The organism is Streptomyces sp. NBC_00727, from assembly GCF_045161745.1.
Lineage (GTDB): Bacteria > Actinomycetota > Actinomycetes > Streptomycetales > Streptomycetaceae > Streptomyces.
On the sequence record NZ_CP108981.1, the window covers coordinates 2,735,832 to 2,756,961 of the forward strand.

The 21,130-nt window shown below is 71.7% G+C and carries 17 protein-coding genes and 1 tRNA gene; 12 read left to right on the top strand and 6 right to left on the bottom strand.

Annotated elements, in window-relative coordinates; translation table 11 throughout:
• Nucleotides 1–24 precede the first annotated feature (24 nt).
• Nucleotides 25–1,479, bottom strand: coding sequence for an MFS transporter (locus OG242_RS12185; protein WP_405898175.1), 1,455 nt, complete (start codon nt 1,477–1,479; stop codon nt 25–27).
• 149 nt (nt 1,480–1,628) lie between these two features.
• On the opposite strand from OG242_RS12185, the gene OG242_RS12190 reads away from it, so the two are divergent.
• A complete protein-coding gene (locus OG242_RS12190) occupies nt 1,629–2,084 on the top strand; it encodes a MarR family winged helix-turn-helix transcriptional regulator (protein WP_405898176.1) in 456 nt (151 codons plus the stop codon).
• A 10-nt stretch (nt 2,085–2,094) separates the two neighbouring features.
• Here the strand turns inward: OG242_RS12190 and OG242_RS12195 are convergent, their stop codons facing one another.
• The 3 genes from OG242_RS12195 to OG242_RS12205 form a co-directional block, all read right to left on the bottom strand.
• Complete coding sequence (locus tag OG242_RS12195; protein ID WP_405898177.1) at nt 2,095–2,988, bottom strand: cellulose-binding protein; 894 nt, start codon at nt 2,986–2,988, stop codon at nt 2,095–2,097.
• Nucleotides 2,989–3,183: 195 nt separating this feature from the next.
• Nucleotides 3,184–5,646 carry an SUKH-4 family immunity protein gene (locus OG242_RS12200; protein WP_405901585.1) on the bottom strand — a complete coding sequence of 821 codons (2,463 nt, stop codon included), beginning with the start codon at nt 5,644–5,646 and terminating at the stop codon, nt 3,184–3,186.
• Nucleotides 5,647–5,651: 5 nt separating this feature from the next.
• Nucleotides 5,652–6,629 (bottom strand): SMI1/KNR4 family protein, encoded by a 978-nt coding sequence (locus tag OG242_RS12205; protein ID WP_405898178.1) that lies wholly within the window; start codon nt 6,627–6,629, stop codon nt 5,652–5,654.
• Nucleotides 6,630–6,940: 311 nt separating this feature from the next.
• Here OG242_RS12205 and OG242_RS12210 point away from each other — a divergent pair, with 311 nt between their 5' ends.
• Together OG242_RS12210 and OG242_RS12215 are read left to right on the top strand one after the other, a co-directional pair.
• Nucleotides 6,941–7,474, top strand: a complete 534-nt coding sequence (locus tag OG242_RS12210; RefSeq protein ID WP_405898179.1) for a YwqJ-related putative deaminase — start codon at nt 6,941–6,943, stop codon at nt 7,472–7,474.
• A gap of 8 nt (nt 7,475–7,482) precedes the next feature.
• Nucleotides 7,483–8,016, top strand: a complete 534-nt coding sequence (locus OG242_RS12215; RefSeq protein ID WP_405898180.1) for an SUKH-3 domain-containing protein — start codon at nt 7,483–7,485, stop codon at nt 8,014–8,016.
• A 62-nt stretch (nt 8,017–8,078) separates the two neighbouring features.
• Here the strand turns inward: OG242_RS12215 and OG242_RS12220 are convergent, their stop codons facing one another.
• Nucleotides 8,079–9,419 carry a sensor histidine kinase gene (locus OG242_RS12220; RefSeq protein ID WP_405898181.1) on the bottom strand — a complete coding sequence of 447 codons (1,341 nt, stop codon included), beginning with the start codon at nt 9,417–9,419 and terminating at the stop codon, nt 8,079–8,081.
• A 169-nt stretch (nt 9,420–9,588) separates the two neighbouring features.
• Between OG242_RS12220 and OG242_RS12225 the strand changes: the two genes are divergently transcribed.
• The 6 genes from OG242_RS12225 (at nt 9,589) to OG242_RS12250 (ending at nt 14,312) form a co-directional block, all read left to right on the top strand.
• A tRNA-Gln gene (locus OG242_RS12225) sits at nt 9,589–9,660 on the top strand.
• 109 nt (nt 9,661–9,769) lie between these two features.
• Nucleotides 9,770–11,218 carry a bifunctional UDP-N-acetylglucosamine diphosphorylase/glucosamine-1-phosphate N-acetyltransferase GlmU gene (gene glmU, locus OG242_RS12230; protein ID WP_405898182.1) on the top strand — a complete coding sequence of 483 codons (1,449 nt, stop codon included), beginning with the start codon at nt 9,770–9,772 and terminating at the stop codon, nt 11,216–11,218.
• A gap of 120 nt (nt 11,219–11,338) precedes the next feature.
• Nucleotides 11,339–12,313: a ribose-phosphate diphosphokinase gene (locus OG242_RS12235; protein WP_018524797.1), complete on the top strand. Its 975-nt coding sequence runs from the start codon at nt 11,339–11,341 to the stop codon at nt 12,311–12,313.
• A 193-nt stretch (nt 12,314–12,506) separates the two neighbouring features.
• Nucleotides 12,507–13,091 carry a 50S ribosomal protein L25/general stress protein Ctc gene (locus OG242_RS12240; protein ID WP_405898183.1) on the top strand — a complete coding sequence of 195 codons (585 nt, stop codon included), beginning with the start codon at nt 12,507–12,509 and terminating at the stop codon, nt 13,089–13,091.
• A 102-nt stretch (nt 13,092–13,193) separates the two neighbouring features.
• On the top strand, nt 13,194–13,787 hold the full coding sequence (gene pth / locus OG242_RS12245) for an aminoacyl-tRNA hydrolase (RefSeq protein WP_405898184.1): 594 nt from the start codon (nt 13,194–13,196) through the stop codon (nt 13,785–13,787).
• A 54-nt stretch (nt 13,788–13,841) separates the two neighbouring features.
• Nucleotides 13,842–14,312 (top strand): hypothetical protein, encoded by a 471-nt coding sequence (locus tag OG242_RS12250; protein ID WP_405898185.1) that lies wholly within the window; start codon nt 13,842–13,844, stop codon nt 14,310–14,312.
• 69 nt (nt 14,313–14,381) lie between these two features.
• On the opposite strand, the gene ppc is transcribed toward OG242_RS12250, so the two are convergent.
• Nucleotides 14,382–17,111, bottom strand: coding sequence for a phosphoenolpyruvate carboxylase (gene ppc, locus OG242_RS12255; protein WP_405898186.1), 2,730 nt, complete (start codon nt 17,109–17,111; stop codon nt 14,382–14,384).
• 334 nt (nt 17,112–17,445) lie between these two features.
• Here ppc and OG242_RS12260 point away from each other — a divergent pair, with 334 nt between their 5' ends.
• The 3 genes from OG242_RS12260 to OG242_RS12270 all read left to right on the top strand — a co-directional run bounded on the left by OG242_RS12260 (nt 17,446) and on the right by OG242_RS12270 (nt 21,075).
• Nucleotides 17,446–18,429: an acyl-CoA desaturase gene (locus OG242_RS12260; protein ID WP_405898187.1), complete on the top strand. Its 984-nt coding sequence runs from the start codon at nt 17,446–17,448 to the stop codon at nt 18,427–18,429.
• Nucleotides 18,426–19,112 (top strand): TetR/AcrR family transcriptional regulator, encoded by a 687-nt coding sequence (locus OG242_RS12265; protein WP_132903237.1) that lies wholly within the window; start codon nt 18,426–18,428, stop codon nt 19,110–19,112. The genes OG242_RS12260 and OG242_RS12265 overlap by 4 nt, the downstream gene beginning before the upstream one ends.
• Before the next feature lie 283 nt (nt 19,113–19,395).
• Nucleotides 19,396–21,075 carry an FG-GAP repeat domain-containing protein gene (locus OG242_RS12270; RefSeq protein ID WP_405898188.1) on the top strand — a complete coding sequence of 560 codons (1,680 nt, stop codon included), beginning with the start codon at nt 19,396–19,398 and terminating at the stop codon, nt 21,073–21,075.
• Nucleotides 21,076–21,130: the final 55 nt, after the last annotated feature.

Below are 21,130 nucleotides of genomic sequence, written 5' to 3' on the forward strand. Positions count from 1 at the left end.
CGGACCGCTCCCGTTTCGCACCGCTCAGCCCTTGGCCGCGGCGACCTCCGGGGCCGCGGGGGCGTCGGACTCGCCGCCCGTGACGGCGGCACGCACCGCCGGGATGAACGCGGAGATGGCGACCGCGACGAGCGCGACACCGCAGCCGAGGATCAGGCCCATGCGGAAGCCGGCCTCGGAGGTGAAGGTGTAGCCGGCCGTCTCGGTGTTCATCTGGGCGAGGACGGCGCCGATGACGGCGGCGCCGACCGAGGTGCCGAGGGCGCGCATCAGGGTGTTGAAGCCGTTGGCGGCGGCGGTCTCGGAGGCCGGGACCGCGCTCATGATGAGGGCCGGCATCGCACCGTAGGCGAGGCCCACTCCGCTGCTGCTGACCATGAGGAAGAGCATCAGGCCCCAGGCGGAGCCCATCAGCAGGATGCCGATGCCGTAGGCGGCGGCGATGACCAGGACGCCGGAGATCAGGGTGAACTTGGGGCCGCGGGCGTCGGTGAGCTTCCCGCCGAACGGGGAGACGACCATCATCATGATGCCGCCGGGCGCCATCCACAGGCCGGCCTGGAGCATCGTCTGGCCGAGCCCGTAGCCGGTGGCCTCGGGGAACTGCAGCAGCTGCGGCGCGATCAGCATGCCGGCGTACATGCCGAAGCCGACGAAGAGCGACGCGATGTTGGTGATGAGCACCCGGGGACGGGCCGTGGTGCGCAGGTCCACCAGCGGGTCCGTGGTGCGCAGCTCCCAGACGCCCCAGGCGAGGAGCACCACGACGGCGGCCACGAACAGGCCGATGGTCGTCGCGGACGCCCAGCCCCAGTCGGCGCCCTTGGAGACGGCGAGGAGCAGGCAGACCAGCCCGACGGCCAGACCGAGCGCGCCGGGCACGTCGAAGCGCTGCCCCTTGGCGCCGGCCGGGACGTCCGGGATCACGAACCAGACCAGCGCGCAGATCGCGGCGGCCAGCACGGCCGAGCCCCAGAACAGCACGCGCCAGCTGGCGTACTGGGCGACCGCCGAGGCGACCGGCAGGCCGAGCGCGCCGCCGATGCCGAGCGAGGCGCTGACCAGGGCGATGGACGAGCTCATCTTCTCGGGCGGCACCACGTCGCGCAGCAGGGCGATGCCGAGCGGGATCATGCCCATGCCCATGCCCTGGAGTCCGCGCCCGACGATCATCGGCACGACGGAGGACGAGAGCGCGCAGACCACCGAACCGACGATCAGCGGCACCGAGCAGGCGAGCAGCATCCGCCGCTTGCCCAGCAGGTCGCCCAGCCGGCCGGAGACCGGCACGCACACCGCGGAGACCAGCAGGGTCACGGTGATGACCCAGGCGGCGTTGGAGGACGTGGTGTCCAGGATCTTGGGCAGTTCCGCGATGAGCGGCGTGACCAGCGTCTGCATGATCGCTGCCACGGTGCCGGCGAAGGCGAGGGTGGCGACGACGCCGCCCGTCCTCGCCGGCGGCTGGGTGGCTTCCACCAGGGGGCTCCTTGGAGATCGAGGTCCCGCCTGCCGGGACAGCAACATGCATCGTACATGTCCAATGTGTCATACACATTATGTGCCCCGTACACACTCCATGCGAGAATGAGCCGCAGCCCGGAAGCGGAAGAAGCAGGAGGCCGCCCATGCCCAGACCCACCGAAGAAGTGGAGTACGAGCAGATGCTGCTCGGCCGCCACAGCCTCGCCGACCACCGAGGCGGACGCCACAAGTACGCCCTGCTCGACCGGAGCGCGTACATCCTGCTGAGCCGGCTGCGCGTCCAGGGCCCCATGTCCAACGGCGAACTCAGCGACGCCTTCGGCCTCGACGCCTCCACCCTCAACCGCCAGACCGCCGCCGTGACCCGCGCCGGGCTCGCCGAACGCATCCCCGACCCCGACGGCGGCATGGCCCGCAAATTCCGCATCACCGCCGAGGGCGCGCAACTCCTCGACGCGGAACGCGAACGCGTCGTGCGCTCCCTGGACCAGGTCATGCACGACTGGCCGGACGACGACATCGCCGCCTTCGCCGACTACCTCAAACGCTTCAACAGCAGCATCGAACAACTCAGCAGACGCCCCTGGCCCCGCCCCTGAAGCCCCGCCGTCAGCCCTCCGAGGGAGACACCCGCCCCGTGAGCGCCGCGAGCGAACTGCGCACATGCGCCATGTGGGCCTGGACCTCCTCGCGGCCCTCCTCGTGCTCCCGCAGTATCCGCTCGGTCTCCCGCACCACCCGCTCCTCACGCACCCGCGCCGCCGCGATCAGCTCCGCCGCACGCGCCTCGGCATCCTCCTGCCCGTGCCGCGCCGCCTCCTCCGCCTCCGCCCGCGCCCGCCGCGCGGCCGCGAGATCCGCCTCCGCGCGCTCAAGAAGACCGTCGTGCTCCGCGGCCAGCGCCGCCTGCGCCTCCGCGATCTCCCGCTCCGCCGCCTTCCACCGCTCGGCGTGCTCCTGCTCCTGATGCGCCAGCACACTCGCGGTACGCTCACGGGTCGCCGCCATCCCGGACTCCGCCTCCGCGCGCAGCCCGGCCCCTTCCGTACGAGCCGCCTCCAGCGCCTCACCGGCCGCCGCCTCCGCGACCCCCACCACCACGCCGGCCGCGCGCACCGCCGCCGCCCGCACCGCCTCCGCGTCCGCGCGCGCAGCCTCCCGCAGGGCCCGGGCCGCGGCGTCCGCCTCGTCCCGCAGCGCCTGCGCCCCCTCCCCCGCCGCACCCCGGAGCGCGCCGGCCTCCTCGTCGGCCAGCGCCAGAATCCGCTGCGCCCGCTCCCCCAGCGACGCGTAGTCCTGCGGGGCCAGCCGCGCCACGACCTCGTCCAGCCGGGCCGACTCCGCCGCCAGCTCCTCCGCCAGCCCGGTCAGCCGGGCCACCCGCGCCACGGCCTCGTCCCGCTCCGCCGACAGCCCCGCCACCACCCGGTCCACCTGCTCCGGACGGTACCCACGGCCCCGTACACCGACGAACCCGTACGCGGACCCCGGTGCAGAACTCATCCCTGACGCCTCTTTCCGATCATCCCGACTGCGCTGCTCCGACCACCGAGCAATACGTCAAGGATGCGGCAATTGGCCGGGAAGTCTGAATCCCAGCGGCGCTTTCCGGACGGAAGCGACCGGCATCACACACAGGAAAGGCGTGGCGCCCGGCCCCCGAAAGGGACCGCGCACCACGCCTCGCGAACGGAACGGTCAGATCAGCCCGTCCCACATCTGCTCCAGCAACACCGACCACCAGCTCTCCGGCGACGCCAGCGCCGCCGCGTCCAGCGCCACCAGCTGCGCCTGGAAGTCCACCGTCCAGCGCCCCGCCTGCTCCGGGTTCAACCCGTACCGCAGCCGCCACATCCGGCCCAGCAACGCCACGCACCGCACGAACTCCGGCAGGCCCGTGTTCACGAACTGCGGCGGCACCGGCGCACCGCCCGGACCCGCCTCCACCGGCACCGCCACGATGTGCGCCGTCCCGTACTGGACACAGATCGCCCGGCCGAAGTCCGAACCCATCACCAGGTACGACCCCGCGTCCGACGCCGGCTGCACCTGCCGCTGAGCCGCGAGCTCCGCCAGCGTCGGCACCACCGGCTGACCCGGCTGCGCCCAGAAGAACGGCCCGAAGTCGGCGGGCAGACCCGCCCACACCAGCGTCCGCGCCACGACCTCCGGCACACCCTGACGGGACACCGCGCGCTGATCGAAGCGCAGCACACCCTGCGGACCGAAGGTCTGCATCATCTCCTCGGCCAGCGCCTCCGGCGGCACCGGCGGCACCGGCTGCATCTGCGGCAGCGCAGCCCGCACCGGCGCCGGCCGCGCCGGACCGTCCGCCACCTGGTGCAACTCACCCTGATGCGTCAGCAGATGCTGCATCCCCTGCTGCCGGCTCGCATGATCCGTCCCGTACGGGGCGACCGACGTGATCCGCACCTGCGGCCAGGTCTCCCGGATCATCCGGGCACAGTAACCACCGGGCAGCTCACACGACTCCAGCTCCGTGTGCAGCTCGATCACCTGCTGCGGCGCTACGTTCATCGCCCGCAGCTCGTGCAGCATCTGCCACTCCGGGTGCGGCGTACCCGGCGCCGAGCGGCGGATCAGCTGCTGCTCGCTGCCGTCCGGCGCCCGGAAGCGCAGCACCGCCTGGTAGCCCGGACCCACGGTCGGCTGACCGGCCGGCGGCGCCTGCGGATAGCCGTACGCCGGCGGCGGGACGTGCCCGGCGGGCGGCGCGCCCATCGGCGGACCCGGCGGCTGCGGCGCCCCCGGACCGGCCTGCGCCGGCCCCGCGAGCATCGTCGCCGCGTGATGCACCCCGCCCGGACCGGGCGGAGGCGTCGCACCCGGCGGCGGAGGCGGCTGCTGCCCGACGGGCGCACCGGGGACCCCGGGAGGCCCGGGCGGCTGCGGCGCACCCGGAACACCCGGCGGGCCGGGCGGCTGCGGGACACCCGGACCCGACGCGTTCGGGTCGGCGAACATCGTGGCCGCCTGGTGCACCCCGCCACCGGGAGGCGGCGGCGTCGGCGGACCGGGCGGCTGCGGGGCCCCGGGCGGGCCCAGCTGCGAGACGAGCTGCGTCGGCACATAGCCGCCCGCCGGAGCACCGGGCGCACCCGGGCCGGACGGCGGCGGCACCGGTCCACCCGGCCGGGCACCCGGCGTGCCGGGGGCACCGGGCGGCGGCGGAGGCGGACTCCCCCGCTGGGCACGCGGCGTGACGGCCGCCTTGCTCGTCGCGGCGTCGGCGATGTCCCCGGGCCCGCCGGGCGGACCGGGCGGCGGGGTGCGCTGCCCCGGAGGCACCGGACCGGGCACACCCGTACCGGGCACCGGCGGCGGACCGGGCACACCGGTCCCGGGCACCGGCGGACCGGGCACCGGCGGTGCCGGCTCCTCCCGGCGGCCGCCCAGGCTCGGCGCGATCGCCGTCTTCGGAAGCTGGCTGCCGCCCGACATCAACGCCGTCGGCGCGTCCGCCGGAACGACCGGGGGCAGCTCCTCCTCGTCATCGGCGCCCGACAGCGGCGGCGCGAACACCGTCGCCGGCAACGCCACCTCCGCGTCGTCCGAATCCGCGTTCACATCGGTCCCCGCCCACGGCGTGGCACCCACCGGCGGCTGGAGCGAGGACGCCGGTACGCCGTCCGACGCGGTCGGCTCGTACGCCACCGAACCGCCCTGCGACGACGACGACGGCGACGGGATCGGGGCCGGCGGCGGGAAGGACGACGGGGCCTCCGGAGCCGGCGGCGGGGTCTCCTCCCGCGCCGCACGCCGGTCCGGGATACCCAGCTTGTCCGCCGCCTCCTGCAGCCACTCCGGCGGACTCAACAGGAACGACGTCTGATTCAGGTCCACCCGCTCGGGCGGCGCCGGAGCCGCCGGCTCCACGTCCTGCGCCCCGTACTCCTCCTCGTACCGCCGGATCACCTCACCCACCGGCAGCCCGGGCCACAGCGTCGCCTCACCGCTGTCCCGCGCGATCACCAGCCGCTGACGGCCCCCGTCCGACACCGGACCATCCACACGGTCCTCGGCCCACACCACGAATCCGAGTTCGAATTCACGGACCCGGACCTCGCGGTGCTGATACGCCGGAACGTCACCGTTCACCCACTCGTCCGCGCGCTCCTGCGCCTGCGCGAAGGTCACCACCGCGCTCACCCCTCCACCGGGACGGCCTGCGCGAAGCCGCCGTCCACCATCAGGTTCGCCACCGTCTCCAGCTCCGGCGGATTGCCCGCCAGCCGCTGCAGGAACACGTCGAAGTCCTCACCGCACGGCAACAGCAACCGGTCCACCCGCTCCCGCACCGTCCAGCCGTCCCGGTCCCGCGCGTCGTCGTACGCGCAGAACCACACCGAACCCAGAGACTCGCCCCGCACCTTCACCGCGAGCAGACCGCCCTGGACGAACGCCACCCCGAGGTAATCCTTCGTCAGGTGGTCCCGCAGACACTTGTTGACGTACACCAGATCGTTCACGGCGGCCTCCTCGCGCACCGTGAAGAACGGCTGGTCGATCAGAAGACCCAGCTCCGCGTCCAGCACCGCACCCACCGGGGCCGAACCACCGGCCGCCTTCAGGAACGAACGGTACGCACCCGGCAGCCGGTAACCCAGGTCCTCCTCGACACCCAGGACCTGCTGCTCACTCACCGCCACAGCCCCCTTGGGCAGCCGGAAATGCGCCGGCCGCGTCTCCTGCAACGGACGCGTACCCCGCTTGTCGTGATCGACCTCCGTCGACGCGAGACCCCCGTGGTGGCGCAGCAGCGCCTTCACCTCGACCGGCACCAGCTCCATCCGCCGGCCACCCGGCACGTGGTGCCAGGTCCAGCCGTGCGGCGTCGCCACCGCCGGGATCGTGTCCCACAGCTCGTGCCCGGCCGCGGCCAGCGCCGCGTTCGCCGACACATAGTCCGTGAGCCTCAACTCGTCCACGCCGAAACCCTGCGGAGGCTCCGCGATCTCCGCCGCCGCACGCGCGTACGGCGAGAAATCCGGACAGCCGTTCCCGTCCATCCGCACCCCTCTGGGATGACGGGACGCCCGGACCGGGTCCGGGAAGTGCACGAGCTGCCCGGCGTAGGCCGCGTTCGGTGGCGCGGCTTGCTGCCCGAGCCGACCTGTCGTCATGGCGGTTGCCCCCTGCTGCGTCTGGCTGATGAGGACCGATCCGCCCAAGGGCGTGTCCGGCGGTCCAGGCACAGCCTAAGCGGTGTCACCCGTACGAGGACCGGCCCCGCCAACCCGGACCACAACCGTCACCAACCGTCACACCCATGTGACGGACGAGCTACGAGAAGGCCACCGAACCGCGACACGCAGACACGTTTCACCGACCCAGCTTTCACAGGACCCGACACATTTGGCAGGCTGTCACCCGCATACACGGGGGCGTGCACAGAAGGCAGCGGCCGCTGCGGGCACGGGAGGGACACAGCACCATGCACACCGCACACTCTGCACAGACCGTCACCACCGGGGACCCACGACTCAACTGGAGCACCACCGACAAGGGCCCCGCGCCCCGCCTCGGCCAGCGCCGGGACGGCATCCTGCCCGCCGTCGCCGCCGCCCTCTCCGTCCGCGGCGAGACACTCACCTGCACCGCGGGCAAGGGCGACCAGCCACCCGTCCTGCACCACCTCGTCCAGGACTTCCTCGACACCCTCCCCAGCGGCCAGCGCGAACGGTTCACCGGCCGCTGCCCCGAGGCCATACTGCTCTCCCGCCACCTCACCGCCGCCGAGGCCGACCGCTCCAAGCGCGCCCAGCGCAAGCCCCTCACCAACGGCGAGGCCCGCCGCGCCCTCAAGCACGCCCGGCTCACCACCCGCCGCATCCGCGAGGACGGCGACCCCCTGCACGGCACCTACGCGGCACCCTGCCGCTCCTGCGCCGTCATGCTCGCCCACTTCGGCGTACGCCCCGTCGACCTCACCCCGAACGGCGCGGCCACCACCGCAGAGAAGAGCTGACCGCGCCCATGCACGATCCCACCGACCTCCCCGCCCAGGCCGGGCCAGCGGGCCGCGACCGCCAGTCCGCCACCCGCTTCCCCATCGCCGTCGACGCCGCCCTGCGCGCCGCCGGCTGGCAGCCCGGACGCTGGGACATCCGCCAGGCCGAGGAATGGGCCGACGCCCTGCGCTCGCACGCCTCCCCCGCCGGCCACCAGCACGCCGTCTTCCCGGCCGCCGTCGAGGCCTGGGCCGAATTCGGCGGCCTCCACATCACCGCCACCGCACCCGGCCGCCAGATCGCACCGCCGGCCATCCGCATCGACCCCCTGAGCGGACTCCACCTGGCCCGCACGCTGGGCGACCTCGGCCGCGCGCTGGCGACCGAGGTCGCGCCGCTCGGCGAGGAGGGGGACGGCCAGGCCGTCCTCGCGATCGACCTGACCGGACGGGTGTACTCCATCGACCACACCGGGGACTGGTACCTGGGCCACGACATCGACGCGGCGCTCGCGACGCTGGTGACGGGGCTGCAGCCGGAGCGGCTGGTCTCGGGCTGATCGGGGTCTCCGGCGCGCCGGTTCACGCCGGGCGGGCGGTCACCACCGCGAGGGTTCCGTCCTCAAACGCCGGACGGGCTGGGGGTGTCGCCGGACGGGCTGGGGTTGCCGCTCTCGTCCGGCAGGACCGCCGACACCCGGAAGCCGCCCTTGTCGGTCGGGCCCGAGACGAAGACACCGCCCAGGCCGAGCACCCGCTCCCGCATGCCGACCAGGCCGTTGCCGCCGCTGGGCAGGCCCGCGTCGGCCGTCGCCGCGTCCGACGGACCGTTCTCCACCTGCATCGCGACCTCGGCGCCCCGGTGCGCCAGCCGCACCCACGTCCTGGCACCCGCCGCATGCTTGTGCACGTTGGTCAGGGCCTCCTGCACCACCCGGTACGCCGTCTGCTCCACCTCGGGGGCGTACGCCCGCGCGGAGCCCTCTACCGACAGCTCGACGGTCATGCCCGCGGCGCGCGACTGCCCGACCAGCGCCTCGACCTCGTCCAGCCGGGGCCCGTCCTCCGCCGCGGCCTGGGCCGCCCGGCCCACTGAGGCCAGCGGCACCTGCTCCACCCGGCGCGGCGCCGGATCGCCGGTGCGCAGGACGCCCAGCATCTCGCGCAGCTCGGTGAGGGCCTGGCGCCCCATGTCACCGACCAGGGCCGCGTTGCGCACGGCCTTCGCCGGGTCCTTGGGCGCCACCGCCTGGAGGGCCGCCGCGTGCACGACCATCAGGCTCACCCGGTGGGCGACCACGTCGTGCATCTCGCGGGCGATCCGGGTCCGCTCCTCCGTACGCGCCCACTCGGCCCGCTCCTCGGCCCGGTCCGCGAGCAGCGACAGCTCCCGCTCCAGCGAGTCCGCCCGCTCCCGCAGGCTCTCCATCAGCCGGCGCCGGGCCCCTATGTACAGCCCGAACAGCACGGGCGGGGCGGTCAGCCCGACGGCCATGAAGAGGGACAGCATGGGCACGTACCAGTCGCCGGGCCCGAAGTCGGCGTTCTCGTCGACGCCCTGGCGCAGCCGTACGTACGTCACGATGAACGTCCCCACCAGGGACATGCTCATCAGCACCGCGGTGATCCGCCGGGGCACCTCGGACGCGGCCAGCGTGTACAGGCCGACCAGGCCCATCAGGAAGCCCATCTCGGCGGGCGTCGTCGCGATCGAGACCAGCACCACGGCGATCGGCCACTGCCGCCGCACCAGCAGCACGGCCCCCGCGACCACCCCGAACACCACCCCGAAGGCCACCGGCAGCCCGGTGTCCCCCGCGAAGGCGACCCCCTCGAACCCGCACTCCACCGCCGAACCGAGCGCGAGCCCCACATCCAGCGCGACACTCCGCCGCCGTTCCCACCACCAGTAGCCACGGGTGGTCAGGCCCGCCGCTTCCCGGTCTTCCCCCGTTGCGGTCATGGCATCCAGCGTACGGGCGCCCGCATCCCATTTTCGGGTGACCTGCACAGCACGTCGTACGTTCGACCGGGGGCATCCGCATCCTCGTCGCGTACAAGGCACTTGGTACGGCATAGTGTTGGGTGCCGTTCCGGCGATCCGGCGCAATGTCCGTTTCGGCCGGAGTTATTCCCCCGTGGTGTAATTGGCAGCACTGTGGCTTTTGGTGCCATCTGTCCGGGTTCGAGTCCTGGCGGGGGAGCCTTCGTACGCGGGCCCCGACCACCCCGGTCGGGGCCCGCGCCCATGTCCGGCCCGACGCCCCCCGGTATCCTGCGGATGTCCACCACCCGAAGCCGAAGGGCCTATCCGTGAGCTCCGTACGCCCGGCAGCCGTCGTCGTCCTCGCAGCGGGTGAGGGCACCCGCATGAAGTCGAAGACCCCCAAGGTTCTGCACGAGATCTCCGGGCGCTCGCTCGTCGGTCACGTCGTCGCCGCCTCCCGTGAGCTGGACCCCCAGCACCTCGTCGTGGTCGTGGGCCACGCGCACGAGCAGGTCACCGCTCACCTCACCGGCGCGGACGCGCAGGTGCGTACCGCCTACCAGGCCGAGCAGAAGGGCACCGGGAACGCGGTGCGGGTCGCGCTCGACGAGCTGGGCGGGGCCGTCGAGGGCACCGTGGTCGTCGTGTGCGGGGACACCCCGCTGCTGTCCGGGGAGACGCTGGCCGCGCTGGCCGCGACGCACACCGCCGACGGCAACGCGGTCACCGTGCTCAGCGCCGAGGTCCCCGACTCCACCGGCTACGGGCGGATCGTGCGCGACGCGGCGAGCGGTGCGGTCACCGAGATCGTGGAGCACAAGGACGCGAGCGACGAGCAGCGGGCGATCCGGGAGATCAACTCCGGGGTGTTCGCGTTCGACGGGAAGCTCCTCGCCGGGGCGCTGGGGCAGGTGCGGACGGACAACAGCCAGGGCGAGGAGTACCTCACCGACGTGCTGTCGATCCTGCGCGGGGCCGGGCACCGGGTCGGCGCGTCGGTGGCGGGCGACCACCGGGAGATCCTGGGCATCAACAACCGGGTGCAGCTCGCGGAGGCCCGTCGGCTGCTGAACCAGCGGCTGCTGGAGCGGGCGATGACCGCCGGGGTGACCGTGGTGGACCCGGCGTCGACGCTGATCGACGTGACGGTGACGTACGAGCGGGACGCGGTCGTGCACCCCGGGACGCAGCTGCTGGGTGCCACGCACCTCGCGGAGGACGCCGAGGTCGGCCCGAACTCGCGGCTCACGGACACCGTGGTGCACGCGGGCGCGCGGGTGGACAACACGGTGGCGGAGGGTGCCGAGGTGGGCCCGGGTGCGCTGGTGGGTCCGTACGCCTATCTGCGGCCGGGGACGAAGCTCGGGCCGAAGGCCAAGGCCGGTACGTACGTGGAGATGAAGAACGCGACGATCGGCGAGGGGACGAAGGTCCCGCACCTGTCGTACGTGGGGGACGCGACCATCGGCGACCACACCAACATCGGCGCCGCGAGCGTCTTCGTGAACTATGACGGCGTGGCCAAGCACCACACGACGATCGGGTCTCACTGCCGTACCGGGTCGGACAATATGTTTGTGGCGCCCGTCACGGTCGGGGACGGCGTCTACACCGCCGCGGGCTCGGTCATCACGAAGGACGTACCGTCCGGTTCGCTGGCCGTGGCCCGGGGCCAGCAAAGGAATATCGAGGGCTGGGTGGCGCGCAAGCGTCCCGGAAGCGCCGCCGCGCAGGCGGCTCAGGCGGCAGTGGAGGAGCCGGCCGGCGAAAGCTGACCGGAAACAGGTGCGTCGCGCACCGCGTACCGTGATAGATGCTCACCCCATTTCGGCTGGCTCGTTGCACATCGGGACATCTGCGTGCGGCGCCAGGAACACGTCTGAGGAGACTGTGCTGTGACCGGGATCAAGACGACCGGCGAGAAGAAGCTGATGCTCTTCTCCGGCCGCGCCCACCCCGAGCTGGCCGAGGAGGTCGCGCACCAGCTGGGTGTGGGCCTCGTGCCGACGAAGGCCTTCGATTTCGCCAACGGTGAGATCTACGTCCGCTTCCAGGAGTCGGCGCGTGGCGCGGACTGCTTCCTGATCCAGAGCCACACGGCTCCGATCAACAAGTGGATCATGGAGCAGCTCATCATGCTGGACGCGCTGAAGCGCGCGTCGGCCCGTTCGATCACGGTGATCGTGCCGTTCTACGGTTACGCCCGCCAGGACAAGAAGCACCGCGGTCGTGAGCCGATCTCGGCCCGTCTGATCGCGGACCTGATGAAGACGGCGGGTGCGGACCGCATCCTCACCGTGGACCTGCACACCGACCAGATCCAGGGCTTCTTCGACGGCCCGGTCGACCACCTGTTCGCGCTGCCGATCCTGGCGGACTACGTGGGCGCGAAGGTGGACCGTTCCAAGCTGACGATCGTCTCGCCGGACGCCGGCCGGGTGCGCGTCGCCGACCGCTGGTGCGACCGTCTGGACGCCCCGCTGGCGATCGTGCACAAGCGCCGTGACAAGGACGTCGCCAACCAGGTGACGGTCCACGAGGTCGTCGGCAATGTGAAGGGCCGGGTCTGTGTCCTGGTCGACGACATGATCGACACGGGTGGCACGATCTGCGCCGCCGCGGACGCCCTGTTCGCGCACGGCGCCGAGGACGTCATAGTGACGGCGACGCACGGTGTGCTGTCAGGCCCCGCCGCGGACCGCCTGAAGAACTCGAAGGTCAGTGAGTTCGTGTTCACGGACACTCTGCCGACCCCGGGTGAGCTGGAGCTCGACAAGATCAAGGTGCTGTCGATCGCCCCGACGATCGCCCGCGCCGTGCGCGAGGTCTTCGAGGACGGCTCGGTCACGAGCCTGTTCGAGGAGCAGTAGGACCGGACGGCGACCGCGTCGCCGTTGATCCACTTTGGGGTGCGGCCTCCCCGCCGGGTAGACTCAGCGAGTTGCTCGGCGAGGGAGGCCGTACTCATGTACGGCGCTCCGTTATCGGCGCGCTCTTCGTAGCAGGCCTGTAGTGGGCCGGGTGACCGTCCGTTCGTACCGTCACCTCACGAGGAGTGCCACCATGGCCGAGATCAAGCTCGCCGCCCAGATCCGTACCGAGTTCGGCAAGGGTGCAGCCCGTCGCGCGCGTCGTGCCCAGCAGGTCCCCGCGGTCGTCTACGGCCACGGCGCCGAGTCCGTCCACATCACGCTTCCGGCCCACGAGCTGTCGCTCGCGCTCCGCACGGCCAACGTCCTGATCGGCCTGGAGCTCGACGGCAAGGACGCCCTGGTCATCCCGAAGGCCGTGCAGCGCAACCCGCTCAAGGGCGACATCGAGCACGTCGACCTGCTGACCGTGAAGCGCGGCGAGAAGGTCAACGTCGAGGTCGCGGTGCACGTCGAGGGCGACCTGGCCCCGGGCGGCAACCTGCTGGAGTACGTGATGAACACGCTGCTCGTCGAGGCCGAGGCCACCCACATCCCCGAGTCCGTCACGGTCTCCGTGCAGGGCCTGGACGCCGGTGCGTCGATCCTGGCCAAGGACATCCCGCTGCCGTCCGGTTCGGTGCTGGCCGAGGCCGACCCGGACTCCGTCGTGCTCCAGGTCGTCTCCGCGCAGGCCGAGGAGCCGTCCGCCGAGGGCTCCGAGGGCGCGGAGGCCTGAGCCTCTTCCCGCCTGCTTGACTGACGGGGCGGTGGTCTCCCTTTCCGGGAGCCGCCGCCCCGTTCTCCTGTCCGCTTCCCCTGTACGAGGAGACTTCGCGCGATGTCCGACGCCACCGACCCCTGGCTGATCGTGGGGCTGGGCAATCCCGGCCCCGAGTACGCGGCGAACCGGCACAACGTCGGTTTCATGGTCGCCGACCTGCTCGCCGAGCGGATCGGCGGGAGGTTCAAGCGTGCCCCGAAGGCGCAGGCGCAGGTGCTGGAGGGGCGAATCGGTCCGCCCGGGCCGCTGAGCCGGCGCGTGGTGGTCGCGAAACCGATGTCGTACATGAACCTGTCCGGGGGTCCGGTGGCGGCGCTGCGGGACTTCTACAAGGTGCCGCTCGGCCATGTGGTGGCGGTCCATGACGAGTTGGACATCGACTACGGGACGCTGCGGCTGAAGCTGGGTGGCGGGGACAACGGGCACAACGGGCTGAAGTCGATGACGAAGGCGATGGGTCCGGACTACCACCGGGTGCGGTTCGGGATCGGGCGGCCGCCGGGGCGGATGCAGGTGGCGGATTTCGTGCTGAAGGACTTCTCGTCGGCGGAGCGCAAGGAGCTGGCGTACGAGGTGGACCGGGCGGCGGACGCGGTGGAGTGTCTGCTGGCCGAGGGTCTGGAGCGGGCACAGTCCGCGTACAACACGTGAGGGGCGCGGGTCCGGCTTGACCGGCCACAAGGCTCTGGCCAAGGATCTGGGTCCATGAAGCGGAATCCCTCCCACCGTGCCCTGTTGTACGGCCGTAGCGCGGTGCTCGGCCTTGTCGTCCTGGTGTTGCTGGTGGCGGGGGTGCTGGCGTCGTGGGACGCGGCGCACCACATCGTGCTGGCGAAAGGGCGGGAGCACGGGACGATGACGGTGACGGGGTGCGGTGACGAGGTCTGTACGGGGACGTTCGCGCCCGGGGAGGGGGCGTCGGCGCGGTCCCGGGTGTCGGTGGACAGTTCGGTGGCGGCCCGTAGGGGTGACCGTTTCCCGGTGGTGGTGAAGCCGGGGACGGATGAGGTGGTGCGGACCGGGGCGGCGGGGTTCTTGCACGCGTGGGTGCCGTTGGGCGGGGCCCTGGTGCTGGCGGCGCTGGTGATCGGCGGGGGTCTGCGGCTGGCGCGTACGGCGTGGGGTGCCGGGGTCGCGGGCGGGGCGCTGCTGCTGGCGGCGTTCGTCGCGCTGTGAGGCGGCGGCCGGACGTGCGACGGGGCGCGGGGAGGGATTCCCCGCGCCCCGTCGGCGTGTGGTGCCGGGTCAGCCGGTGTTGCGCAGGCCGGCGGCGACGCCGTTGACGGTGAGCAGCAGGGCGCGTGCGAGGAGCGGGTCCTCCTCCTCGCCGGCTTCGGCGGCCTGGCGCTGGCGGGCGAGCAGGGAGACCTGGAGGTAGGAGATCGGGTCGAGGTAGGCGTCGCGGATGGCGAAGGTCTGCTGGAGCACCGGGTTGGTGTCGAGCAGCTTCTCGCCGCCGGTGATGCGCAGGACCTCCTGCACGGTGAGGGCGTGCTCGGCCTCGATGACGTCGAAGACGTGCTTGAGCTCGTCGGGGACGAGGGTGTCGACGTAGTGGCGGGCGATGCGCAGGTCGGTCTTGGCGAGGGTCATCTCGACGTTGGAGAGGAAGTTACGGAAGAAGTGCCACTGCTCGTGCATCTCTTCCAGGACGGTGTCGAGGCCGGCCTCGCGCAGGGCCTTGAGGCCGGAGCCGACGCCGAACCAGCCGGGGATGATCTGGCGGGACTGGGTCCAGCCGAAGACCCACGGGATGGCGCGGAGTCCGTCGAGGGAGACGCCTGAGCCGGGGCGGCGGGAGGGCCGGGAGCCCAGGTGGAGGTTGCCGAGCTGGTCGACGGGGGTGGAGGCGAGGAAGTACGACGGCAGGTCGGGGTCCTCGACGAGCTTGCGGTAGGCGGCGTGGGCGGCGTCGGAGACGGTGTCCATGGCCGCGTCCCAGCGGGCGAGGGCTTCGTCGGACTGGCGGGGTGCGGTGTGGAGGGCGGAGGCCTGGAGGGTGGCCGCGACGGTCAGCTCCAGGTTCTCCCGGGCGAGGGCGGGGATGAGGTACTTGTCGGAGATGACCTCGCCCTGTTCGGTGACCTTGATCTCGCCCTCGAGGGTGCCCCAGGGCTGGGCGAGGATCGCGTCGTGGGAGGGGCCGCCGCCGCGGCCGACGGTGCCGCCGCGGCCGTGGAAGAGGCGCAGTCGTACGCCGTAGCGGTGGGCGACGTCGCGCAGGCGGCGCTGGGCGCGGTGGATCTCCCACTGGGAGGTGGTGATGCCGCCGAACTTGGAGGAGTCGGAGTAGCCGAGCATGACCTCCTGGACGTCGCCGCGCAGGGAGACGAGGCGGCGGTAGGAGGGGTCGGCGAGCATCTCGTCGAGGATGACGTCGGCGGCGCGCAGTTCGTCGGTGGTTTCCAGGAGCGGGACGATGCCGATTTCGGCCCAGCCGGCGTGGAGGTCGAGGAGTCCGGCCTCGCGGGCGAGGACGGCGGCGGCGAAGACGTCGTCGGCGCCCTGGCACATCGAGATGATGTAGGACTCGATGACTTCGGGGCCGAAGCGCTGGAAGGCTTCCTTGATGGTGTGGAAGACACTGAGGGTCTTCTCGCCGGCGGCGTCGAGCGGGGCGGGGGTGGGTGCGAGGGGGCGGCGGGAGCGCAGTTCCTTGGCGAGGAGCTTCTGCCGGTAGTCGCGGGGCATGTCGGCGTAGCGCCAGGATTCCTCGCCGAGCCGGTCGAAGAGCTGGCCGAGGGCGTGGTGGTGGGCGTCGGCGTGTTCGCGGACGTCCATGGTGGCGAGCTGGAGGCCGAATGCGGAGAGTGTGCGGATGGTGCGGTCCATGCGGCCGTCGGCGACGATGCCGCCCTTGTGGCGGCGCAGGGAGTCCTGGACGAGGGCGAGGTCGCTGACGAGTTCGGCGGTGCCGAGGTAGTCGCAGCCGGGGCGGTGGGGGCGGCCGGTGGCGAGGCGCTCGCGGGTGTTGACGAGCTTCTGGCGGATGCAGGTGGCCTTGAGGCGGTAGGGCTCCTCGGCGTTCAGCCGCTTGTAGCGGGGGCTGATCTCGGGGAGGAGTTCGAGGTCGGTCTGGAGGGAGGCGAGGAGTTCGTCGGTGGCGCCGGTGTAGCGGATGGAGTTGGAGAGGAGTCCGCGGAGCTGGTCGACGAGTTCGAGGGCGTCGGTGATGCCGTGCTCGTGCTGGAGGATGAGGACGTCCCAGGTGACCTCGGGGGTCACGTTGGGGTTGCCGTCGCGGTCGCCGCCGATCCAGGTGCCGAAGGTGAGGGGGCGGGTGCCGGCGGGGAGCTCGACGCCGACGCGCTCCAGTTCGGCGGCCAGGTCCTCCAGGACGTCGCCGACGGCGTTGGCGTGGAGTTCGTCGAGGTAGTAGATCGCGTTCCGGGCCTCGTCGGTGGGCTCGGGGCGTACGACGCGGAGTTCGTCGGTCTGCCAGATGAGGTCGATGTTCTCGGCGAGTCTGAGGTCCTGGCGGCGGCGGTCGGCCTCGATGACCGGGGTCTCCAGGAGGGCGGCGATGCGGCGGAGCTTGTTGAGGACGGAGCGCCGGGCGGCCTCGGTGGGGTGCGCGGTGAAGACGGGGCGCACGTTGAGGTTGCTGACGGTGGCGCGCAGGTGTTCGGGGTCTGCGTCCTTGAGGCGGTCGGCGGTGCGGGCGAGGAGGCCGCCCTCGGCCGCGCGGCGGTCGCGCATCTCGTGGGCGCGGTGGACCTGCTCGGTGACGTTGGCGAGGTGGAAGTAGGTGGAGAAGGCGCGGACGAGCTTGGCCGCGGTCTCCAGGCCGGTGTCGCCGAGGAGCTCGGCCGCGGCCTCGCCGTCGGTGCGGGTCAGGGCGCGTACGCGCTCGACGAGGTCGAGGAGTTCCTGCCCTTCCTGGCGTACCAGGGTCTCGCCCAGCAGGTCGCCGAGGCGGCGGATGTCGGCGCGCAGCTCGGTGCTGGCGGCGGGGGTCTGGTCGGCACTGCTCACAGTGTGCGGCTCCTTGCAGTGGTTGTGCACGGGACCCGGGACCGCGGTCGGCGGATGCCGACGCCACCCCGGAAAGCAGGGTGCGGACCGCGCTGTCCGACCTCTCCAGGATAGGTGTCCGTGCTTTCGGCGCTGTTCGCGCCCCGGAAGGTGGCCCATGTTGGTGTGGGCTCCGGCCGGGGTACGCGGTGACTGTCTACCCGGTATTCGTGTGTCTGTGCGCGGTGTTTCGTCGTCTCGTGGGCGGGCCTTCGCGCTGCCATACTTACGAAGCCGTAGGTTACGGATGCGTAACCCGGCTGTCCGTCCCGTTCTCACCCTCAGGGGACTCCCCATGAAGAACAGCCCCGATGTGATCGAGGCCGCCGCTCCGGCGGCCGGTGGTCAGGCTCTTCCCTCCGCCACGCTCGGCGGGGACAACAAGCGGTCGATCGAGCAGATCGCGCTCCTGCTTTTCATCGTCGTGCCGTTCGTGGCGCTGGTCGCGGCGGTGCCGCTGGCCTGGGGCCGCGGTGTGAGCTGGCTCGATCTGGGTCTGATGGTGGCGATGTACTTCATCGGCTGCCACGGCATCACGATCGGCTTCCACCGGTACTTCACGCACGGTTCGTTCAAAGCGAAACGTCCGCTCCGGATCGCTCTGGCGGTGGCGGGTTCGCTGGCCGTCGAAGGGCCGATCGTGCGCTGGGTGGCCGATCACCGCAAGCACCACCGGTTCTCGGACGCGGAGGGCGACCCGCACTCGCCGTGGCGGTTCGGCGAGACGCTGCCGGCGCTGCTGAAGGGCCTCTGGTGGGCCCACATCGCATGGATGTTCGACGAGGAGCGGACGCCGCAGCAGAAGTACGCTCCGGACCTGGTCAAGGACCCGGCGATCCGCGGCATCTCGCGTCACTTCCTGACCTTCACGATCATCTCGCTGGCGATTCCCCCGCTGGTCGGCGGCCTGGTGACGATGTCGTGGTGGGGTGCGGCGACGGCGTTCTTCTGGGGCTCGCTGGTGCGGGTGGCCCTGCTGCACCACGTGACGTGGTCGATCAACTCGATCTGTCACGCGGTCGGCAAGCGCCCCTTCAAGTCGCGTGACAAGTCCGGCAACGTGTGGTGGCTGGCGGTCCTGTCGTGCGGCGAGTCGTGGCACAACCTGCACCACGCGGATCCGACGAGCGCGCGGCACGGCGTGATGCGCGGTCAGATCGATTCGAGCGCGCGTCTCATCCGCTGGTTCGAGCAGGCCGGCTGGGCGTACGACGTGCGCTGGCCCGACGACGCCCGTATCGAGTCCCGGCGCAACCGCGCGGCGGCCGACGCGGCATGATGGACGACGTGGCGACCGACTCCAGCGCAAGCAGCGAGAACACCCGTGCACCCTCCACCCGGCGGGCCCGCCGGGTGCGGATGACGGGGAAGGAACGCCGCGAGCAGTTGCTGGACATCGGTCGCACCCTGTTCGCCGACAAGGGCTACGAGGGCACGTCGGTCGAGGAGATCGCGGCCCGGGCGGGGGTGTCGAAGCCGGTCGTCTACGAGCACTTCGGCGGCAAGGAAGGGCTGTACGCGGTCGTGGTGGACCGGGAGATGCGCCAGCTCCTGGACATGGTGACCGGTGCCCTGACCGCGGGCCATCCGCGTGAGCTCCTCGAACAGGCGGCGTTCGCGCTGCTGGACTACATCGAGACGTACACCGACGGGTTCCGCATCCTGGTCCGGGACTCGCCGGTCGCCCAGTCGACGGGCACCTTCGCCTCCCTGATCAGCGACATCGCCACCCAGGTGGAGGACATCCTGGGCCTGGAGTTCAAGGCCCGGGGCTTCGACCCGAAGCTGGCCCCGCTGTACGCGCAGGCGCTGGTGGGCATGGTGGCGCTGACGGGCCAGTGGTGGGTGAACGCGCGCAAGCCGAAGAAGGCGGAGGTCGCGGCCCATCTGGTGAACCTGGCCTGGCACGGTCTGGAGAACCTGGAGTCGAAGCCGCGGCTGATAGGGCACCGCAAGAGCTGACGGCCCGTCGGGGGGCGGGCCGGTGCGGCCGGGCCGGTGCGGCCGGGCCGCAACTGCGATCCCTCGCCAAACCACTTCAGTCCCGGGGTGCTCAGTTGTAGAGTCTGTGAACATCCCGGGAAGGCTTCACCATGCACGTAATGTGCCCGTGGACGCGTTTCTCCCGGTTCCACCACTTACCCCTGGGGGGGCTTTGTCTTCTGTGGAACCCGGCCGTTCCGTTCCGCGCTCGAAGCGCGCGCGGCGGATCGCTGCCTGCACCGCACTCGTTCTCTCCGCCGGCATGATGCTGGCGGCCCCGGCCTCGGCCGATGACTCGGCGCCCGCCCCGAGCGGCGCCACCGCGCAGTCCACCCCCGAGCTCGGCGGGCAGCCGACGCTCACCCTGCCGAAGCGCACGGCGAAGAAGAAGTCCGGCGCTTCGGGTGTGGCGGGCGGGCAGTCCCCGTCCTCGGTCGTCCCGGCCAAGCCGCGCGCGGACCTGGACGGCGACGGCTTCAGCGACATGCTGTACCGGGGCCTGGACGGCAACGTGTACGCCGCCATGGACTCCTCGGGCTCGCAGCGGTTCTCGATCAACAACAGCGACTCCGACGAGATGTTCAAGGACATCATCACGCCGGGCGACCTGGACGGCGACGGCCGGTCCGACATCGTGGCGCTGTCGGCCTCGGGCAGGCTCACGGTCTACCCGGGCTGGACCTCCGACGGAACCGGGGCCGCCGGCTGGTCGGGCAACGGCTGGCAGAAGTACAACAAGGTCTCCGCCCCCGGTGACCTGGACGGCGACGGCCGCGGCGACCTGCTCGCGCGGACGCCCTCCGGCGACATCTACGTCTACATCTCCACCGGCAAGGTCCTCAGCGCGCCCTTCAAGGCCGGCGTCAAGGTGGGCTACGGCTGGAACACGTACGACCAGATCGTCGGCGCCAACGATGTCAACGGCGACGGCCTGGGCGACGTCGTCGCCCGTACGCCCGCCGGTGACGTGTACTTCTACGCCGGCACCGGCAACGCGGCGAAGCCCTTCAAAGCGCGCGTGAAGGTCGGGTACGGCTGGGACATCTACAACCAGCTGATCAGCTTCGACGACCTCGACGGCGACGGCCTGGGCGACATCGTCGCCCGTAAGCCGGGCGGCGACCTGTACACGTACTTCGCCACCGGCGACGGCACGTTCGAGGCGCGCGTCAAGGCGGGCACGGGCTGGAACGCCGCGGCGCTGTTCGCCGGTGCGGGCGGCAACCCGGCCTTCGGGAAGCAGGAGCTGGAGGCGCGCACCAAGGGCGGCAGCCTGTACTGGTACCAGAGCCGGAACAACGAGAAGTTCTTCCCGCGTCAGCTGGACAGCTCGGACAGCGGCTGGAACCAGGTGAGCCTGTCGCTGGCCTCCTCGCTGGACAACGACGGCTGGGGCGAGCTCCTCCAGGTCTACAAGGGCACGCTCTACGTCGGCAGCAAGGAGATCGGCTCCGGCTGGCAGGTCTACAACAGCCTGACCGGTCCGGGCGACCTGAGCGGTGACGGCAAGGGCGACGTGCTGGCCCGCGACACCAAGGGCAACCTGTACCTGTACAAGGGCAACGGGGCCGCCACCAAGTTCTCGGCCAAGGTCAAGGTCGGCTACGGCTACAACACGTACAACAAGATCGTCGGCGCCGGTGACCTCAGCGGCGACGGCCGCGCGGACGTCGTGGCCCGCGACACCAAGGGCAACCTGTACCTGTACAAGGGCACGGGCAACGCCGCCAAGCCGCTCTCGGCCCGCGTCAAGATCGGCTACGGGTACAACACGTACAAGCAGTTCGCCGCCCCGGGCGACCTGGACGGCGACGGCAAGGCCGACCTGGTCGGCGTCGACGGCAAGGGCGACGTGTACCGCTACTCGTCCACCGGCACCGGCAAGATCGAGAAGCGCGTCAAGATCGGCTACGGCTGGGACATCTACAACGGCCTGTACTAGGCCCGCGTGACCACGGCGCCTCGTTCCCGCGTCCGCGGGGCGGGGCGCTGTCGTG